The following is a 19,531-nucleotide window of genomic DNA, read 5'->3' on the forward strand; positions in this document are numbered from 1 at the left end:
AACATAAAAAACGAGGAGAATACCGTGGCTGATTATCAAGCACCATTAAAAGATATGAATTTTTTGTTATATGATGTTTTTTCAATGGAAGCAATGTGGCAGTCAATGCCTAGCTTATCTGAACATGTTGATCGCGAGACAGCACAAGCCATTTTACAAGAATGTGCCAAAATAGCTGAACAAGAAATTGCACCTCTCTCACGCCAAGGCGATGAAATTGGTGTGAGCTTCAATGAAGGAAAGGTAACGACTGCTCCTGGCTATAAAGAGGCATTTAAAACTTATTCTGACGGTGGTTGGACAAGTTTAGGTGGTGAACCTGAATTTGGTGGCATGGGTATGCCTAAAGTCATTACTGCATTACACGAAGAAATGCTGTGTTCAGCTGATATTGCTTTTTCATTATATCCAGGATTAACGGCAGGTGCTGGTTTATCTATTGCTAAACATGCGACAGATGAATTAAAAGAGCGTTATTTAACGCGCTTATATGCTGGCGACTGGATGGCAACGATGTGCTTAACTGAACCACATTCCGGTACTGATTTAGGTTTGATTTATACCAAAGCTATTCCTCAAGAAGATGGCAGCTTTGCGGTCACAGGTACAAAAATATTTATTACTGCTGGTGAACATGATATCACTGAAAATATAGTCCATTTAGTACTGGCAAAATTACCGGGTGCACCAGCGGGCCCTCGTGGTATTTCACTCTTTTTAGTGCCAAAATATCAAGTTAATGAAGATGAGTCTTTAGGCGATTTTAACAATGTTACTTGTGGATCAATTGAGCACAAAATGGGTATCCATGCTTCTGCAACTTGTGTAATGAATTTTGATGGTTCAAAAGGTTACTTGGTCGGTGAAGAAAACAAGGGTCTAGCTTGTATGTTCACCATGATGAACTTTGAGCGCATCGGCGTCGGCATCCAAGGTATTGGTGCGGCAGAACGTTCATACCAGAACGCTTTAGAATATGCTAAAGAACGTTTACAAGGTCGTTCACTGTCGGGTGCTAAATACCCAGAAAAAGCAGCTGATCCTATCATTGTTCATGGTGACGTTCGTCGTATGTTACTTAACATGAAGGCATTAACTGAAGGTTCACGAGCATTGTCTACGTATATTTCAATGACACTCGATATGGCAACTTATGGTGAAGGTGAATTAAAAGCTAAGGGCGAGAGTTTGTCTGCACTTATGACACCTTTAGCAAAAGCTTTTTTTACTGATTTAGGTCTCGATAATACGGTTGCAGGTCAACAAATATTGGGTGGCCACGGTTATATTCGTGAATGGGGACAAGAACAGTTAGTGAGAGATGTTCGCATTGCACAAATATATGAAGGCACTAATGGTATTCAAGCGATGGACTTATTAGCGAGAAAAGTCGCGGCAAGTAAAGGCGAATTGATGCAGGTTTTTATCAATGAAGTGAACACTTACATTGAGCAAACATCAGCAACTAATATGCAAGAATTTATCCAGCCGTTAAAAGATGCCAATATTGATTTAGCTGAATTAACCCAGCATATTCTTAAAGCCGCGCAAGGCAATATTGAAGAGTTGGGTACATCAGCTAACGATTATTTACATGTCTTTGGTTACACGGCAATGGCATTTGTTTGGGCAAAAATGGCTGAGTCAGCTTTGGCTCAAGAGGGTTCAAGTGATGAATTTTACGAAAGTAAAATAAAAACAGCGCGCTACTACTTTGCACGTTTGTTGCCACGTCGTTTGTCACTCGCAGCGTCTATTAAAGCGGGTTGTGATACGTTATTTGATTTAGATGAACACTTGTTCTAGTCCTCTAAAATTTTCATTTAAATAGTATCATTAAAAAAGGCGCTATCATTTATGATAGCGCCTTTTTACTCTGTTTTTGCAACGATTTACGATTAGAAAGTATAGGTTGTACCAAACACAGCGACTTGTTCTTTTTGCATATTATAAACGGGCCGGATATTCGATGATTCTTCATGAGCTGTAGAGGTTAGTCCGCCAGTTAAAGACCAATTACTGTTGATTGAGTACTGTCCTAAAATGCCAAACCTAGCATAAGATTTTGAACCCGTGGCTTTTGTGGCAGCTGTTTCGCGAGAAACAAAGTCATTACTATAAAACTGATAAATGGAATGCTCATTCAAAGACTCTATTTTTGCGGTGACAAGTAAGATGAAATTTTCTTCTTGTAGTACCCTATAGCTGCCTTGAATAAAAAAAGCTTGCTCACTGACTTGGTCGACTTTTTTGGTTAAAAAACCACTTTGGGCACTAAATGCGTCATTTTCAAAAATGACAGCAACTTGATGCGTTTCAAGCTTGTTCATTAATGGTGTATTTGGAGGGCTGATATTTTCGTTTGAAATGGGGAAACCTAATGCTTCTAAATCATAGGCTTGATTTAATGAATTAAAAATTAATGCCGAGTTGGCCCAGTCGCTAATTAATGCTCCATCAATAATGCGATTGGAATTTTTTTCCTCGCTATAAGCGTGTGCATTAAATAATACACCGACTATAAATACCATTGATAAGATTAATTTTATAAATATTTTCATTAAATAACCTATTGGAAGAATTAAGACTTTTATGCTCTTTTTAACTATAGGCAAGTATTATAAAAAAGGCGTTATTTTTAAGAGGAATATTACTTTATTAGCTTATTTGTTGATATTTATAAGGATTAAAGTTAATGAACAACAGAAAAAAAACAGAACTAAAGTGGCATTAATAAAATATAAATAGATCATTAATGCGCTTTATTGTAGCAATTTAGTGGCTGATTTAGCTTTACGGCATCGTTTGCTCTTTTGGAGCACCGCAAATAGTCAGTTATAATTATATACAGAGATAAAAGCATATAATATTGAATTAATAAGGGAAGTCGTGCGATTTAAAAGCATAGTTATTGTGTTGTTCATAACAGCGTGTAGTGCTAATACCCAACCGCCACTCGAAGTAAAAGCAGAAACCTGTGATATTGAATATACACAATATCAAGCGACGGTTACAGGATATTGTCAAGAAGCTGAAGCTTCATTACCCGCAGAAATCCCCATCATTGAAAAAGAAATAGCACTGCGTTCTGTTGCATCGATTCCTGACGTGTTTTGGTATAGCACTAAAATGAAATATTCATTAGTCAAGCAAGAAGAAAAAGCTCCATTAGCTTTTGTCATTGCTGGTACCGGAGCAAGTTACAATAGTGCAAAGATGATTAGCCTACAAAAAACCTTATATCAACAAGGCTATCATGTCATATCTCTTTCTTCGCCGACATATTCTAATTTTATCATTAACTTAGATTCGAGTACTGATTTCCCAGGTGTGCTAGAACAAGATGCTAAAAACCTCTATCGCATAATGAAAAAGGTTTATCAGCAAGTTATCACTGAAGACAATGTTGTCGCCACCACCTTTTCATTAACAGGTTATAGCTTGGGTGGGGCTCATTCTGCCTATGTTGCTCAACTTGATGAAAGTGAACAGATTTTTAACTTTGAAAAAGTCGTTCTGATCAATCCTCCTGTTAGTTTATACAACTCAGTTAACATACTTGATAGCTATTTAGATTTAAAAGAAGGTGGTCCAGATGCGGCTTCAACGATGCTTGATGATATATTTTTAAGGTTTGCTGACAGTTATGCAGAGCAAGAGTCATCTTCATTTTCTCAAAGTGCTATCTATGCTTTATTTAGAGATGCTAATTTGTCAGAAGAGGAACTAAAACTGTTAATAGGTGCATCGTTTCGGATGTCGTCAACAGATATGTTGTTTGCATTAGATGTTAGCTATAACGTTGGTGGTATTATATATAAAAATCATAAGATTAATAAATTTGAAAGTATTACTCATTCTATGTATCGAGCAAGTGTTATTACCTTTAAAGAGTACTTTGAAAAAGTGCTGGTACCTTGGCAACAAGAAAGCGATGCGAGTTTAACGCGCGAGGCACTGATTGCTCGGCTGAGTTTAAAAAACATAGAAAACTATTTACGCCATTCAGACAAAATAAGTTTAGTGACTAATGCTGATGATATTATTTTAGCTAAAGGTGAAGTGGAATATTTACAAGATGTTTTTGGTTTGAGGGCAAAAATATTTCCTCGTGGCGGACACTGTGGAAACATCGACAGAGTCAGTTTCGTTGAGTACCTCAATAGTCAATTTCAAGGTGCTAAACAATGATGGCGTTTTTTAAATTATTAACACAAAGTCTCGCTATTTTATTGATTGCGCTACTTTCTGCATGTTCATCTATACCTGAATTAGAAGACAATGTTGAAAAACCACGGGTTAAATTGTCTTCGGTCTATGAAGAAAAAGCGGTTACTAATCAATATGATGATCCTTGGGAAGGATTTAATCGCCGGATGTATTACTTCAATGCTAAAGCCGACGAATATGTACTATTACCAATTGTTGCAGGTTATAAAGCGGTAACACCTGATCTTGTTGAGAAAGGTATTAGTAACTTTTTTAAAAACTTAGGCGAATTCCCTGTTTTTATTAACGCTATTTTACAAGGTAAGCCCAGCGTCGCTTCTGAAACTTTGGGTCGCTTTGCGGTAAATACCACCGTGGGGGTTTTGGGGTTATTTGATGTGGCGACATCAATAGGCTTGGTCGAGCAAAATGAAGACTTTGGTCAAACACTGGGAGTGTGGGGAGTTAATCCCGGACCTTATTTAGTTCTACCATTATTAGGACCATCTTCATTACGTGATGCTGCGGGGACTTCGATAGATATGTTTGCTTTGCAAGTTGTCATCGATGAACTCGGTATGACAGCAGAAGAAGAAATGTTTCTTTCATTATTGGGAAGTATTAATACTCGTGCTAATTTGCCGTTTAGGTATTACGCCTCGGGTTCGGCTTTCGAGTACGAACGCTTCAAAGTGCTGTATATGAAATATCGAGAAATTCAAATAGCGCGCTAACCAAGATGAGTGCGCAATGAGCAGTCTTTAAATATCCCCTTAAATCGACTTTAACCGTAAAGGTTAAAATAGATAAATATAGTGAATATTTTGTATAATATTATGACGGAAATTAATATTATACAAAGCACATCATCTTTGATGACGTGGCGCATATAAAAATACAACAACCGGCACTTTTAGAGGCTACCACCACAACTTGATTAGGTGGTGAAGTTACTGATAGTCCCATTGCTTAGGCGACTCTGTAAATAGGGTAGTGCAGTCGAACATCTATAAGGTATACTGCGCCGATATATAATAATTAGGATATAAATTTGTTAGCTGTAATTCGTTTTATTTTAATGACACTTGCTTTAGTTTTTATTTCCACTGTGGCATGTTTTTATAGCATATTACGGCCATTTCATCGAAATAATGTTTTTCATACTGCGCGTTATATGAGTAAAGTTTCGACACTTCTGGGCTTAAGTATTGAAGTAAGAACACCTGAAAGTATTAAAAATGTGGGGCCGGCCGTTTATATTTGTAACCATCAAAACAGCTACGATATTTTTACTGTTGGTGCTGCTGTTCAGCCTTCTACGGTGAGCGTTGGTAAGAAAAGTTTAAAGTGGATCCCTTTTTTCGGACAAATGTACTGGTTAACAGGTAACATTTTAATTGACCGTTCAAATTCAAGTAAAGCGATGAACACTATTGCGTTAACCGCGAAAAAAATTACTGAAAAAGAACTCTCTGTTTGGTTATTTCCTGAAGGAACGAGAAGTAATGGTAAAGGGTTACTTCCTTTTAAAACCGGCGCGTTTCGAACAGCACAACAAGCCAATGTACCTATTATCCCGGTCTGTGTAAGTAACAGCCACGGAAAAATAAAGTTAGGGCGTTGGAACAATGGTAAATTGATTATTGAACTATTAGATCCTATATATTTTAATAATGATGCTAAAGAAAGTATTAGAGAAGTTGCTAATAGCGCACATAAAAAAATGCTTGTGAAGATTGCAGAGCTCAGTAAAGAGTCTGGAAACGAGCTCATCGTAAACAAGAACGTTAAAAATTGAGAAAATAATGATAGATGAAGAATTACAGCAATGGCAAGAGCATACCAATAATTTGGTTAATACACTGATAGAAGACGGTACCAACGAAGAGGTGCATCATACTATTGAACATCATTTTTCTAGTTCAGATTTTGATGTACTAGAGAAAGCGGCTATCGCTGCTTTCAAAATGGGTTTAGAAATAGAAGACCCTGAAGAAGCTGAGTTAGAAAATGGCGATAAAGTTTTCGCTTTTGATATTATTACTGAACAGCCACTTGACGAAGAAATTATTTTTGAAGAAACAACAAAGATGTTCGAGTTAGCAAAGCAATGTAAAGTTGACTATGATGGTTGGGGCACGTATTTCGAAGAATAGTGAATAGGCTCCACGAAAATATTTTGAAAGGACTTGAAAATGGGATGGATAGAAACGCTACTTAACCCTGCGACATTATCATTATTAATACCAATTATTGCTATTGTTGGTGCTTTTTCTATTGCGGCATTAAAAGCGCATCATCGCCATCAAGAGCGAATAGAGAAAATTAAGCACGGTTTAGACCCTGATCAATAAATCAAATAACGAGCAGTGGTTTACTTTTAAGTTAATTATTGATGTTAAGTGAGTTATAGTGATAAAAAAAGCAAAGTGCATGCACTTTGCTTTTTTGATTATACTCACTTACCAAGCACTAGAAGCGGTATTCAGCACCCGCGTAGAAGTAAGCACCATTAAAACCAAAAGGTGCTGAGCGACGTGAATAAGTAAACACCCCAGGGCTACTCACAATAACATTGCCACTTGCGTCAACAATGGTACCTGAACGAGAATTACCTATTTCATTTTTATCTGGGTAAACATCAAAAATGTTATTGCCACCAAAGTTAAATGAAAGCTCATCGTTAAACTGATAATTTACACGTAAATCAGTTAATACTTCAGCACCGTAGGTTTGTCTTTCGCCGTCAAGCACTGTGTATTCACCGTAACGATTAAAGGCTAAATTAATAGTGAAATCGCCAACTTTATATAAGCCACTTAAACTAATGCGGTCTTGAGGTTGCCATTCTTCAATAATAGAAATCGCTTGCTCAGAAAAAACATCATCAGGTGAAATCCCACCTAACGCACTACCTTCTGGTGTATAGGTATCGGTAACGTCTGTTTCAGAGAAATTTGCAGCTAACGTTAAGTCTAAAGTGCCCGACATAAGCTCTGTCTTCCAAGTGGTGATAATATCCACACCTTTGGTTTCAGTGTCTGCCCCATTTAAAAAGAATTGCCCCGCACCCGCTCCAGAAGAGGTTAATGCGGCATCAAGTGCTGGTGATAAACCTTGACCTAATGAATTACTCAACACAATACGGTCTTCAATATCGATAGAGTAGAAATCAATCGTTAAATTAATATTATCGGTAACTTTTACAACAGAACCGATACTAAAATTAGTGGACACTTCTTCTTTGAGCTCTGGAATGCCAATGGCTTGCGCTAAAATACTGTCATTGCGGAAAGTACCTATTTGCACAGCAATTTGGTCACCACCATTTGGATTAGTTTGGAATTGGGTACTGATATTATCTGTATAAAGCTGTTGCATTGACGGAGCTCTAAAACCTGTACTCATAGCGGCACGTAATGAGACATCTTCAGTAATTGACCAATTAGCCGCAAGTTTAAAATTAGTGCTATCTCCAAAACCGTCGTAGTCATCATAACGTACTGCGGTACTGATAATCAGTTCATCGGTAACTTCTGCTTCGGTATCGATATAAAATGAAATCACATCACGAGATTCATCAACAGATTGCAACGGCGCCGTACCGCCAAACCCTTGAGTACCTGCACTTCGGTCGGTAGCATATAAGCTGTTACCTTGTGCGTCGGTATCATAATCACGATAAGAGTATTCATCACCGGCGCTAACTCTAAATTCATCAGTGCGCAGTTCAGCGCCCATTGCTAAAGAAAACCAATCAAAAGCTTTGGTATAATCAATGTTAAGCGTTTGTAATGTCAGTTCTAATCCGTAAGCAAAGGCTTCACGGGGAATGGAACGACGTATATCATCAGCGGATAATTCCGAAGTGTAGATTAATGAGTTCGCATAGGATGAGTTAATCGTATCTTGGGTGGTGTAATCAATATTATTTTCACCATAGGTATATGATAAATCTAATGATGAATCATTATTAAATTCGGTTTTATAGCCAAAGTTATATGAAATATCTTTTATTTGAGTATTGATTTTAGGTAAGAAGCCAGCAGGAATGGTTGCATCACCATCTTGAAGTTGAGCGTTACCTCCACCGTTTGCATTATGACGAAAGAAAGCGGCTGATTCATTATCACGGCTTGAATAAGTGATAAAACCATATAACTCCCCATCGGCTAAATCGTAACCTGTATTGATGGTTAGCCCTATTTGATCAGAGTCTGCATCACCTATACGAAAGGTTTCACGTGTTGCGGTAGCTTCTCGCGGATCACCTAATAAATAATCTCCGTTATCAAGTTGCGTACAACCTGAAAACTGACATGAACCATGTAAACCTGCTCGATCTGAATAGCCTCTATCACGTATGTTTAACGTGGTATTAAGAAAGCCACTATCACCCAATAAAAAACCCTTTGAAATATCAATATTAGTCGTTTCACCATCGCCGGCTGAATTCTCGCCATAAGAAACGGCAACACTTCCGCCTTCGCTTTGATCTTTGAGAATAATATTTATGACACCAGCAATTGCGTCTGAACCATATTGTGCAGCAGCACCATCACGTAATACTTCAATACGCTTTATAGAGGCAGCAGGGATGGCATTCATATCGGTGCCAGCAGTACCACGACCAACAGAAGTATTAATATGAATTAAACTGGCTTGATGGCGACGTTTACCATTGATCAATACTAACGTTTGATCGGGGCCTAAACCGCGTAATGTTGCTGGGCGCAATGCATCAGTTCCATCACTAATTGACGAGCTAGAAAAGTTAAACGATGGGGCAATAGCTTGTAACATTCGACCCACTTCAGTTTGCCCTGTATTAAGCAACGCTTCAGCAGATAAGATATCTACAGGAACAGGTAAATCTTCAGCAGAACGACCTGCAACACGGCTACCAATAACTGAAATTTTTTCTACTTCTTGTTCATTGACCTGAGCAGGCTCTTGGGCCAGTGCAGTTTGACTGGCTGCGCTTAGTAAAAGTGGTACTAAAGCGGCTTTGAGCATTGTCTTTTTATCCATTGTTATATCACTCCTGAGATGTTTATGTTGTTTTATGCTCAGTTGACCAGTGTTATCTATAACAGCGATTAAGTCGGTATTTTGTAAAAGTTTTTGTAAGCCGTCTTTTACCGAATATTCGCCCTGTAATTCATTTGCATCATGATCTTTTGTTAAATCATAGGAAAATAAAATTGTTTTATTTGCCTGCAACGCAAACGAAATAAGCGCTTTATCAGCACGTTGTTTCTTCACTGTAAAGTTGATCAAGCTTTCGGCAAATGCTCCAGACGTGAATAAAATACAAGCGCATAAAAACAGGGTTACGCTTGTTGACGGCTGAAATACAGAAAGTTGAAAACGACAAAATAACTTTTGCCAACCTTGCAGATGTAATAAACAGTTCAGAAGGAAATTTCCTCTATAATATTTTATAAAAAATATATTGAGTTAGAAAATAGGGAATACGCGTAATTATTTTGAAGCATGTAAACTCAAGCGAATCGAGGTGTTATTTATTTTTTCAAATTGAATATTAAAATTGCTACTCAAAGATTTAAGTAATCCGTCAATATCGTTCGCTTTAAAGTAACCCGCCACTTTTATTTTAGTCAAGGCATCATCATCAATTTCAAACGTTGTTGTGGTGTAGCGGCTTACCTCTGCTAATGCTTCATCAAGTGGTTCACCGGTAAAGACCAACATACCTTGCTGCCATGCGAGTTCACGTTGAATCTTTTCAAATGATATTTTTTGATTTAACGTTTGAGTGTTATTTTCAATAGTCGCAATTTCACCTGATGTTATTAATACACCCGGTAACGCTTCTTTAGGTAAAATCGTAAGCATGTTTGCTATTTTATTTAATGGTTCGCTTGATTTTGTTATCAGTACACGACCTTCAGTGACAACGAGTTCCATATTTTCATTCGATTTTTTTTGTACATTAAAAATAGTGCCTAAAGCCGTAAATGATTTTTCACCTACCGTGACGGTAAAGGGTCTACTTTTATCTTTGGCCACATCAAAACTAGCTTCGCCTTTGATAAGCGTTAATAAGCGGTTGTTTTTTGAAAAGCTGACGTTGACTAAACTGTTGGTATTAAGCTTTATTCTTGAACCATCAGACAGTGAAAACCGCGTTTGTTGGCCAATGAGTGTTTGTAACGTTCTTACTTCGACAAATTGTTTGTCGTTAGTTGCATCAGAAAAAGGAGAGATATTCATAAATAAACTCCCAGCAAATAACAAAATAAAGGCTGTGCTCGCTGCGATAGCATATCTAGCGATAAAACTGTTTTTTTCTGGCATTGTTTTTTCTAGAGGAAATAGAGCACTTAACTCATTGAGCACACTTAAATCATCCCAAAATGCCGCGAGAGAAAATAAAGAGTTACGGTAAAAATCACTTTGCTTGGCCCATTGTTGTAAGGCAAGTTTTTCTTCTAGAGAAAGACCTCGATCGATTTTACTTATCCAAAGGCATGCTTGCGCTTTGATATCGTCTTTACTCGTAAATGGTTTAATGGTTGTCATACAATATTCTTTCTTTTTAATACTTTATTTTGTTATTGAACGTGCGTTAATTCTTAAGACTGAAGTTTTTGGTGTACTATTTTGTTCAACCCTTTCCATATATTCTGCGCACTTTAATAGACCTTTGGCGACATGTTTTTCAATAGTACTTTCACTAAGGTTTAAATAGTTAGCAATTTCTTTTTGACTAAAGCCGTAAACCTTTTTTAATATGAATGTTTTACGTACAACGTCAGATAATTGCTCGGTAGCACGGCAAAATAATAAGAAACGTTCTTTGCTCTCAAACTGTTCTTCAAATTTTAACGAGGTTAATCCAACCACAGGGTCAGAAAAATCATCAAGCGGGTCGTTGTATTTATTATCCCACTTATTAACGTGATTTAAAGCAAGGTTTTTAGCTGTTTTAAGCATAAAACTGCGGGCGTATTTTATTTCTTCTTTGAGATCCGCTTCATAAGTACGAATAAACGTTTCTTGAATAATGTCATCAATATCATCAGGACTGACAATTTTATTGATATAGCGCTTGATGTTAGCGGTGTAATTAACAAACAGCGTAGTGAATTTACTATTCTGAGCCATTGTTGTTATTATTATTTTATTTTGACAGTTAGTGTAGGGGGAAAAACAAACAATCACAATGGTGTTTGGATAGGTATTCTACAAAGCTTTTAGGTTGTTGTATTCGTTTTGTAATGGCACGTTAAATGAAAATATGAATAAAATAACACCGGTAAAGTAGCGGCTAAATATTAATGAGGAGGATGTCACCAAAAACAATCGAAATAAATAATTACATTTACTCACTTGAAAAATATGTTTGTTACTCAATATTATTATAGGTAATCATCAACTCAGAGAAATTTGTGTATAAATTTATTTTTACAATATTTTTATTTTCTGTAACTTACTCAACTATTGAGTTGGGTTATAGTGTTGCTGATGAAATAAAAGTTAACACTGCTAGCACGTTATTTCTTGATGTAGTGACTGATATTCAATTAGATTCAGAACATGAGTTGTATTCTTTAGTTACAGATACCGATAGAAATAATAGAATACTTCAACTAACTCACCTATCTAAACACCTAGCAAACAAAAATCTAAACAGATTAAAAAATAAATTTCAATCTCTGCAACCAAGAGCTCCTCCCTCTATCACTGTATAAATCTCACCACTTATCATTAAGTCAATTTTCGTCTTGTTTTTTGGCGTCATGTCGCTCATTTATTGAGAAGACTGTTCTGATGATACAAGCATTTTTTTTCATGAAGCATAGGATTAACATTCTATTTGATAAAGAGTGAAACCTTAGTTCTACACTGAACTGATTAATTGTATAAACGCTATTTTTGAACCCGCATTTGATCAGCTTAGCAGCGAACTTAAACATTCCGTTAGGTATAAAACACGATTGATCGTTAGTTGATCGTTCTGTTAAAGCCGTATTATTTTTATAAAATTAGAGGTTATTATGAAAAAATTACAATTATTTGATTTAGATTTAGTCGATAACATTATTTCTCCCGAGTATTTTGAACAAACAACGTTAATGTCTCCAGCTAAACAGGTGTTTACTGACTTTAAGGCGTATAAAGCATTAGTTATTGAAGGAGTGACTACCGCAGCGGAAGCCTTAAACTTAATGCGAAAAACCCATGTAACAATGAAAATCGTTGTTTCAAAAAATGATGATTTTATGGGGATAATTAGTACCGAAGAGTTAACCGAACGCCTTATAGTTTCAGAGGTTGCTAAAGGACGTGATCGCCATGAGGTCTTAGTCAGTGATTTGATGCTTGCAAGAGATACGTTACATGCGTTTGACTTTAAGGAAATAGAAAAAGCCACTGTTAATGATGTTGTTGCGGCATTAGAAAACTATGGGTTACGTCATTGCTTAGTTCTTGATAGAGAGCATCATCATATTCGTGGTGTTATCTCTTCTAGTGATATTGCGAAAGAGTTACATTTAGCAATAGACATTTATCCTAAACCTTCCTTTAGCCAGATTTTTAAAGTTATTCATACGTAAAGGCTTGCTAACCTTAACGTGAGTGTAAATCTTGCTCGATGAATCCATTAAAAGCGCCACTCATTTACATTTAAAAGGTTAACCGTTTTAATGCTGAACCGGTAAATAACCTAACTTAAATTAGGTTATTTACCGGTTGCTTATTTAATCATATAAAGAGATAAAACTGTGCTGCACTAAATTAAGACGAGGGAGGAATGATGAGTTATTTTATTCAGTTTTTCATGGTTTTTATGTAATAAACGATAAAGATTAAGCTGGTTTTTGGCTCGCTCTAAGTTATGGCCTTCATGTTCAACATGAAAATAGTTATCACCATCTAAATAATCTGTTAAAAACCGAACACCGATCATAAATGGGAGTAACTGTGCGCCAATGGCTAAGCTTTGCTGCTCAAGTTCAGACATTTTATCACCAAAGGCTTCAATATAACCTTGTGCTAATGCACTATAAATATCATAACTAACCGACATATTAGCTAAATCTTTGCCATCTTCAGGTAAGTTTGAACAACAGGTTCTGACCATATCGCCAAAGTCATGCATGAGGTATCCCGGCATACAAGTGTCTAAATCAATCACAGCAAGTGGTATGTTCGATTTGGCACAAAACAATAAATTATTAATTTTAGTATCGTTATGGGTAACTTGTATTGGAAGTTGTTGTGTTAAGAGTACGACTTCATCAATAAAATTTTGTTGTGCAAAGCAAAAATCAACTAATGTTTGGCATGACGATAAGCGATGCTGTGGATCAGCTTTAATGACCGCTCTTAAATGATTAATTCGCTTAGACAAATTATGAAAATCAGGGATAGTTTCGACTAACGATTCGGCAGGGAAATCACCTAATGCAGAAGTAAACTGCGCAAAAGCTGAGCCGACTTGTCTCGCTTGCTCTGGCGTTTTAACTTCCTCAACGGTAAAGCAATTGGGTATGTATTGAATAGCACGCCAATACTCATTGCTCGCATCAATAACCATCGCTTCTGCATTTATAGTAGCGACTTGCCCAATGGGGGATAGCGAATATAAATTTTTTTGTTTTTTTGCTAGTAAGTGTTTGTTAACTAAGTCGTTATTGTTAATAACGTCTGCGGGCTTCTTAAAAACGTTTTTATTGATTCGCTGTAAAACAAAATTAGCGTTATTACTACTGACAAGATATGTGCTGTTAATTAAGCCGTTCCCTAACGGAGATACTGTACAGTTATCAATAGAGCATCGGTAATTCGTTAAAACTTGGTTTAGAATTTCGTTATTAACAACTTTAGTCATAATTATTTACTGCTAGCGTTTGTCATTGATAAATTTAAAGACAAAATAGTCCTTCACTTTAGAATGTTATTGGCTGATTTTTTGAGATGAAATCAATGGCTATATTAATAGAAAGCCGCAAATATGGGAAGTTAAAGCTTTCCTCATATTTACGAAATGTTGGTGTCTTTAATTAAGTTAACATACCTTTATGCAGAAATGCATCGTACGGTCAGTAATAATTTACCTGAGTTATTGCCGTAATAACGCACTAAGTCATTAGCATAAGCGCAAAACTCTCCAGATTTAGGGGCGGTATAATGCGTTAATTCAGTACCAATGAGAAAAGCATCGTCACTTGCGGTTCCTATTGAGCCAATTAACGTAAACCACTTTGCATCAGGAAAGCGTTTAAACGGCGCCATTGCGGCAATAGCAATCTCCTTTAATCCTAAGGATACATCATCTCTATCCCAGCCATTAGCATCACAAGCTATGGTGGCGTCAAACCATTGCTGCTGTTTGTTATTTACTGAGTTTTCAACAATAAACTGATACGTTTTACCTTTCTCAAGCATTAGCGCGGTATGATTATTAGGCTCATAAGCGAATATGCTGACGATGGTTGATTGACCCATATCGAGTACTTTTAAATTTCGTTGTGCGAATACAATATGATCTTTAACCCCAGTCGCCGCTATTTTTTCTTCGCTGGGGTAAATAATTTGATGTGGAACGCCTTTTAATGTTTCGGGCCGATAGTCTCTATCGCCATTGATCCTTTGCGCAACAGAGTGATGAACGATAGGTAAGGTGCTGGAAACTTCGTCATGGGCAATTACACAACAACGTCGGTCGGTTAAGGTGAACCAGTTAATAATGGGAAGACGGTCTTGTTGATGATTTTTACCAAAAACATTAGGCGTTATAATAACATCATCAATGCTAATATTATATTTGGTTTTTTCAGGTAAAAGTGTTGTGAAGTCAATGTCATCCATGGTTTTTAAGGTTAATTTAATGGGTAATTCTTTAAGCCAATTAAGCATGAACCGTAAAGTAATGTCAGATAAACCATCGCGATAATAGCCGCCGCCCACATCTGAATGTGCTCCGGCAAACCACACTTCTAAAATACGTTCATCAAGGTTCATTAGTGTTGGTTGAAAGGCTTTTCTTTTATCATCAAGTGCAACCATATGAAGGGCTTTTTCTACAGTAGAAGCAAGTGTATGACCATGCTCAAAGATAACCTCAGAATGAGGACGATCGTTTTTACTTAAGTTAGGTAAACCAATCGAAGCAACCGTTTCAAAAATCGCCTGGTAGATTTTCAGCTCTGGCATATCATGGCTAATAATAGTGCAAAAGCGCCTCGCAAGTGCTCCTCCTCGACTAAACCCTGTTAAAAGTACTTCATCACCAATTTTAAAATGTTGAATAAAGTCTGCTTTTGCTTGGTTGAGAATATTAGCAACATCTGATTTTTCTGGAGAGATTAAAGCATTAATAGCTCGTCGTAATCGACTGCCATAAGTACCAATACCGTGATAGTAGAAGCATTTTTGTTTACTGTTTTCCCAACCACTTGCATGGCCAGCAGCACTTTTTAAATTTCCGCCACACAGTAAATGAAACTTAACTATGTTGGTAATATTGTCGTCTTTTTTGGTCCCCTGAGCGTTGATGCTCTGTTCAGCGTCACTTGGTTCATTAGAAGTACCATCAAAGTTAAAAATAAGTAATGATGACATAACTTGTTCCTTGTTTTAATAATGATCTTATTTGAAGAACAAGCATAGTTAAGCGTTGGTGAAATGGCTATTATTTTGAATTATCTGTATTGCTCTGCGTTGGAAATAATAAACTAAAGCGTGCACCTGAAAGGTGAGTGGCGACATCTGCTTTAATTTTTCCTTGATGCCAATCCATCACTTTAGCACTAATCGCAAGCCCCAAACCAAAGTGTCCTTGTTCTCGTGAACGCGAACTGTCGAGTTTTATAAAAGGAGAAAATATAACATCTCGTTTATCTTTTGGAATACCGTCACCGTCATCTTCTACCGCTATTTCAACCCCTTGGTTAGTAATGACTATTGACAGTATTACTTGTGATTTTGCATGCTGAATAGCATTACTGACTAAGTTTAGTGCGGCGCGATAACACCAATGAAAATCTAAAGAATAGGCTTTTTTTGAGGCTAATGACTGACAGGTTAACTTAATATTATGTTGCTCAGCTAATGATTGACAGTCACTAGTCACCAGCTCAATTAAATTATTTACATCAATTAACTCAGGCTTTAAGTGAAAGCTTTGCCTTTCCATGCCCGCATAGTCTAGAAAAGCGGTGGTCATATCTTCCATACGTGTTAATTCATTTTCCATACGCGACAAATAATTATTTTTCTTTGTTAAATCATCACAGTCTAAAGCTGCTTCAACACCAAATCGTAAACACGACATCGGTGTACGAATATCGTGAGAAATACTTCGGGCAAGAATTTTATTATCAGCGACCAGCTTCTCTATACGCGCCGCCATATGATTAAAACTACTTTCTAAAGTATTGATATAAGACAAACGGTTATAAGGCACACGTACTGAAAGATCGCCTGCGCCTATTTTGGCCGCTGCAAAAGTAAGTAAGTAAAGCCGACGTGTTAAAGGTAATAGCCACAGCAATAAAATACCACAAATACCTAGGTAGAGAATTAAGGTAAATAAAAGGTTTTCTTGTTCATTTTCAGGCACCAGCTGAGGTAACTGTAAATGTATAAGTATCTCTGGGTGTAAGGTTACTTTTCTTAATAAGTAAGCGTCGTCGTTAGATGCAAGCAGTAACCCACCTGTTTGCGAAAGTTGTGCGAGTAAAGATTGTGGTAGGGCAATATTATCAGTATTTTCAAGTGAAACATTAACCTGATAATACTGTGCTAATTGACGTGTTTTTGCTAATAATTGCTCGACTTTTATAGTTGATAGTTGTTGTTCAAAACCATCAATGAGTTTTTGATAAATCACTAATTCAGTATTTTCATACTCATCACCTTGTTTAGCGACAAGTTTATCGAGCCCCCAACTAATGATAAATAATGCGCCTAAAACCGCAACTACCATACTGATATATAAGCGCTTCATTTATTTTATTCAGCCCAAGCGTCGGCAACAAATAAATAACCTTTGCCCCAAACCGTTTTGAATTTTTGTGGCTTTTGCGGATCGTCATTAAATATTTTACGCAGCGTTGAAAGCATCACATCAAAGCGACGGTCTTGTCCGTCGTATTCACGACTTTTTAACGCTTTAAATACCGTATCTCGGTCAACCACTTCTCCAGCATGACTGGCAAGAAAGGTTAAAAAAGCAAATAAGCTGGTGGATAATTCAACTTCTTCATTCTTATAAGTGACTCTTTTAGCTTCACTGTTAATAATAAGTGAGCCATGGGTAATGATTTGCGTAGACGTTTCTATGGGAGCGCTATGTTTTAAAGCACCTGTTATTCTAGCAAGGAGGGCGCGTGGACGAACAGGCTTTATCACATAGTCATTAGCGCCAGCTTCTAGGCCAATAACTTCATCAAACTCATCGGCTCTTGCTGTTAGCATTATAATAGGTAGCTGACTTTCTTGGCGAATTAACCGGCAGACCTCAATACCATTTAAACCCGGTAACATAATGTCGAGCAATACCAATTGTGGTTGAAACTTTTCCATAGCGTCCATCACTAAGTCACCGCGAGCTACATGGTCGACAATAAAATTTTGTTCGCGAAGATACTCACAAACCCAATCAGCTAATGTTAAATCGTCTTCTACTAATAAGATTCGACTGGTCATTTTCTCTTTCCTTATCCCTTTTATGTTGGCACTAAAATATACGCCAGCGACGTTTTCTTGGGGTTGCTTCGTGTACCCAGCTTACCTCTACTGCTGCTTCTGCAATAACGTTATTGTCTTTTGATGACATGAGCTGGAATTCAATTTTTTTGTTTGACTCAAAATTGAAACTAATTTGGTTACCCATGCTATTTTCCCAACATTGTATGCGTTGTCGCTTTTCTTGCGCCACTTCAGGCTGCTTAATATAGAGACAATAATTTTCTTTAATATCGCTAGACCAAGTTAGTTTTACGTTAGCATAACAAGTTCTGCCGTGTCGCAAAGCAATACAATTTGCCGGTTGTGCTGAAAATGAGACGCGACTGAGTGACAATTTATTTACTTTATCGGCTTGCTCATCTTGATCTTTCTTCGTTAACTCTGCAGCCAGGCTAGGCTGGAAGCTGGCAAATAAACAGCTTAATAATAACCACTTTTTAGCATGTCCATTGCTAAGTTTAAAATACATAGAGTACCCCTAACATCACTTCTGTTAAGTATTGCTTACCTGTTATCGGGCTATTTTTAATGGCTGTTGAATAATAACTTTGCGTTATACCAGCGCTGAACGACCATTTTTTAGAAATGGGGTGGCGAGCAAAAATTTCTAATTGAGCTTTGTAGCTACTACCGGGTTTATAAAAGGGGCGTACCGCAGATATTTCATCTTTTTTTACACCGACAAAGTAATTGGTAACTTGTTCAGAATAATGCGTAAAACCGGCGCCAAAGTATATGTCCCAGTTTCGATAAGGGACTAACTTGCTATAAAAAACATCAGCTAACCAGCCATTAGTGCTCAATGCGGCTAAATCAACAGATAAAATGGCATTGTCATAGAAATGAGAATAACGAAGACCAAAACCTTCACCAAAGTCCCTTTCTTTGAGTTTGGCTAAAGTAGGAATATCATGGTTATTATTTTCTATTACGGTTTTGGGGTCGTAACCGGGTAAGTAAGTTTTGTGGAGAATATCAAGTTCCCAACTCTCCTGAACAATCAGTTCATAACCCACTTCTCCACCTAACAATACGGCATCAGAGCGGCGATGATTCGACTGAATAAAAAAGCCTTTATAATAAACATCAAGTAACAGTGAAAGATTGAGATAATCACTAAATTCTGATTGCTCATCTCCTTTTAAAAAACCTTGTTCATAGCTAGCAGAAATCCCGCCCATTACTTGCCAACTGAACGTTTTGTCAAACACGGTGGTTTCATTTTTATGCTGGGGATCAGCCGCTAAAGCTGATACAGATATCAAGGCTATAAATAAAGCCAATAGTTGATTTTTAGACCCTATTAAAATTTTTCTGAGCATTATTTTTACCCTATTAATCGCTTGTGAGTTAAGCGTTTTTTGTCATGATTTATTCATAAATTCTTATTATTTTTTGTCTGACTAAATGTTATCAAATGTAACTGAGTTTTGTCGGATATATAGGGGTTAAAAATTGTAAGCAAGTACACACGAGGTGTTATCTTAAACGTTAACATCACAGTTACAAAGCTATAACGAGAAAATTTTTCATGTATAGCTTTTGACTATGGCTAGCCAAGAGAAAGAATATTTTAACTTTGGTTAAAAGTTGATTA

At 36.9% G+C, this 19,531-nt stretch carries 18 protein-coding genes; 8 read left to right on the forward strand and 10 right to left on the reverse strand.

Annotated features, from left to right (window positions below; translation table 11 throughout):
* The first annotated feature begins 24 nt into the window (after window positions 1–24).
* Entirely contained in the window at window positions 25–1,806 is a 1,782-nt protein-coding gene (locus H4J73_RS00870) for an acyl-CoA dehydrogenase C-terminal domain-containing protein (RefSeq protein ID WP_182179144.1), read from the forward strand.
* Window positions 1,807–1,898: 92 nt separating this feature from the next.
* On the opposite strand, the gene H4J73_RS00875 is transcribed toward H4J73_RS00870, so the two are convergent.
* Window positions 1,899–2,561 carry a hypothetical protein gene (locus tag H4J73_RS00875; RefSeq protein ID WP_182179146.1) on the reverse strand — a complete coding sequence of 221 codons (663 nt, stop codon included), beginning with the start codon at window positions 2,559–2,561 and terminating at the stop codon, window positions 1,899–1,901.
* A 352-nt stretch (window positions 2,562–2,913) separates the two neighbouring features.
* Here H4J73_RS00875 and H4J73_RS00880 point away from each other — a divergent pair, with 352 nt between their 5' ends.
* From H4J73_RS00880 to H4J73_RS00900, 5 genes are all read left to right on the forward strand, one after another.
* Window positions 2,914–4,191 carry an alpha/beta hydrolase gene (locus tag H4J73_RS00880; protein WP_182179148.1) on the forward strand — a complete coding sequence of 426 codons (1,278 nt, stop codon included), beginning with the start codon at window positions 2,914–2,916 and terminating at the stop codon, window positions 4,189–4,191.
* On the forward strand, window positions 4,188–4,943 hold the full coding sequence (locus H4J73_RS00885) for a VacJ family lipoprotein (RefSeq protein ID WP_182179150.1): 756 nt from the start codon (window positions 4,188–4,190) through the stop codon (window positions 4,941–4,943). Before H4J73_RS00880 ends, H4J73_RS00885 begins: the two co-directional genes overlap by 4 nt.
* Window positions 4,944–5,260: 317 nt before the next feature.
* A complete protein-coding gene (locus H4J73_RS00890; protein WP_182179152.1) occupies window positions 5,261–6,007 on the forward strand; it encodes a 1-acylglycerol-3-phosphate O-acyltransferase in 747 nt (248 codons plus the stop codon).
* A 7-nt stretch (window positions 6,008–6,014) separates the two neighbouring features.
* Window positions 6,015–6,365, forward strand: coding sequence for a ribonuclease E inhibitor RraB (gene rraB / locus H4J73_RS00895; protein WP_182179154.1), 351 nt, complete (start codon window positions 6,015–6,017; stop codon window positions 6,363–6,365).
* A 39-nt stretch (window positions 6,366–6,404) separates the two neighbouring features.
* The gene (locus H4J73_RS00900; RefSeq protein ID WP_182179156.1) at window positions 6,405–6,563 is read left to right on the forward strand and encodes a hypothetical protein; all 159 of its coding nucleotides are present in this window, start codon (window positions 6,405–6,407) and stop codon (window positions 6,561–6,563) included.
* Between the two features lie 118 nt (window positions 6,564–6,681).
* Here the strand turns inward: H4J73_RS00900 and H4J73_RS00905 are convergent, their stop codons facing one another.
* From H4J73_RS00905 to H4J73_RS00915, 3 genes are all read right to left on the reverse strand, one after another.
* Complete coding sequence (locus H4J73_RS00905) at window positions 6,682–9,225, reverse strand: TonB-dependent siderophore receptor (protein ID WP_259366543.1); 2,544 nt, start codon at window positions 9,223–9,225, stop codon at window positions 6,682–6,684.
* 468 nt (window positions 9,226–9,693) lie between these two features.
* Complete coding sequence (locus H4J73_RS00910; protein ID WP_182179157.1) at window positions 9,694–10,755, reverse strand: FecR family protein; 1,062 nt, start codon at window positions 10,753–10,755, stop codon at window positions 9,694–9,696.
* 24 nt (window positions 10,756–10,779) lie between these two features.
* On the reverse strand, window positions 10,780–11,340 hold the full coding sequence (locus H4J73_RS00915) for an RNA polymerase sigma factor (protein WP_182179159.1): 561 nt from the start codon (window positions 11,338–11,340) through the stop codon (window positions 10,780–10,782).
* Between the two features lie 284 nt (window positions 11,341–11,624).
* Here H4J73_RS00915 and H4J73_RS00920 point away from each other — a divergent pair, with 284 nt between their 5' ends.
* Together H4J73_RS00920 and H4J73_RS00925 are read left to right on the forward strand one after the other, a co-directional pair.
* A complete protein-coding gene (locus tag H4J73_RS00920) occupies window positions 11,625–11,927 on the forward strand; it encodes a hypothetical protein (RefSeq protein ID WP_182179161.1) in 303 nt (100 codons plus the stop codon).
* Window positions 11,928–12,233: 306 nt separating this feature from the next.
* The gene (locus tag H4J73_RS00925; protein WP_182179168.1) at window positions 12,234–12,794 is read left to right on the forward strand and encodes a CBS domain-containing protein; all 561 of its coding nucleotides are present in this window, start codon (window positions 12,234–12,236) and stop codon (window positions 12,792–12,794) included.
* Window positions 12,795–12,970: 176 nt separating this feature from the next.
* Here the strand turns inward: H4J73_RS00925 and H4J73_RS00930 are convergent, their stop codons facing one another.
* The 6 genes from H4J73_RS00930 to H4J73_RS00955 form a co-directional block, all read right to left on the reverse strand.
* Complete coding sequence (locus tag H4J73_RS00930; RefSeq protein WP_182223831.1) at window positions 12,971–14,071, reverse strand: phosphotransferase enzyme family protein; 1,101 nt, start codon at window positions 14,069–14,071, stop codon at window positions 12,971–12,973.
* A 188-nt stretch (window positions 14,072–14,259) separates the two neighbouring features.
* The gene (locus H4J73_RS00935; RefSeq protein WP_182223830.1) at window positions 14,260–15,804 is read right to left on the reverse strand and encodes a DUF2235 domain-containing protein; all 1,545 of its coding nucleotides are present in this window, start codon (window positions 15,802–15,804) and stop codon (window positions 14,260–14,262) included.
* A 70-nt stretch (window positions 15,805–15,874) separates the two neighbouring features.
* A complete protein-coding gene (locus H4J73_RS00940) occupies window positions 15,875–17,191 on the reverse strand; it encodes a cell wall metabolism sensor histidine kinase WalK (RefSeq protein ID WP_182223829.1) in 1,317 nt (438 codons plus the stop codon).
* A 5-nt stretch (window positions 17,192–17,196) separates the two neighbouring features.
* Complete coding sequence (locus tag H4J73_RS00945; protein WP_182223828.1) at window positions 17,197–17,892, reverse strand: response regulator transcription factor; 696 nt, start codon at window positions 17,890–17,892, stop codon at window positions 17,197–17,199.
* 31 nt (window positions 17,893–17,923) lie between these two features.
* Window positions 17,924–18,403: a DUF3019 domain-containing protein gene (locus tag H4J73_RS00950; RefSeq protein ID WP_182223827.1), complete on the reverse strand. Its 480-nt coding sequence runs from the start codon at window positions 18,401–18,403 to the stop codon at window positions 17,924–17,926.
* Window positions 18,393–19,256, reverse strand: coding sequence for a MipA/OmpV family protein (locus H4J73_RS00955; protein ID WP_182223826.1), 864 nt, complete (start codon window positions 19,254–19,256; stop codon window positions 18,393–18,395). The genes H4J73_RS00950 and H4J73_RS00955 overlap by 11 nt, the downstream gene beginning before the upstream one ends.
* Window positions 19,257–19,531 lie beyond the last annotated feature (275 nt).

The sequence above is a fragment of the Colwellia sp. MB3u-41 genome (genome assembly GCF_014076845.1).
In the GTDB taxonomy this organism is placed as follows: Bacteria; Pseudomonadota; Gammaproteobacteria; order Enterobacterales; family Alteromonadaceae; genus Colwellia_A.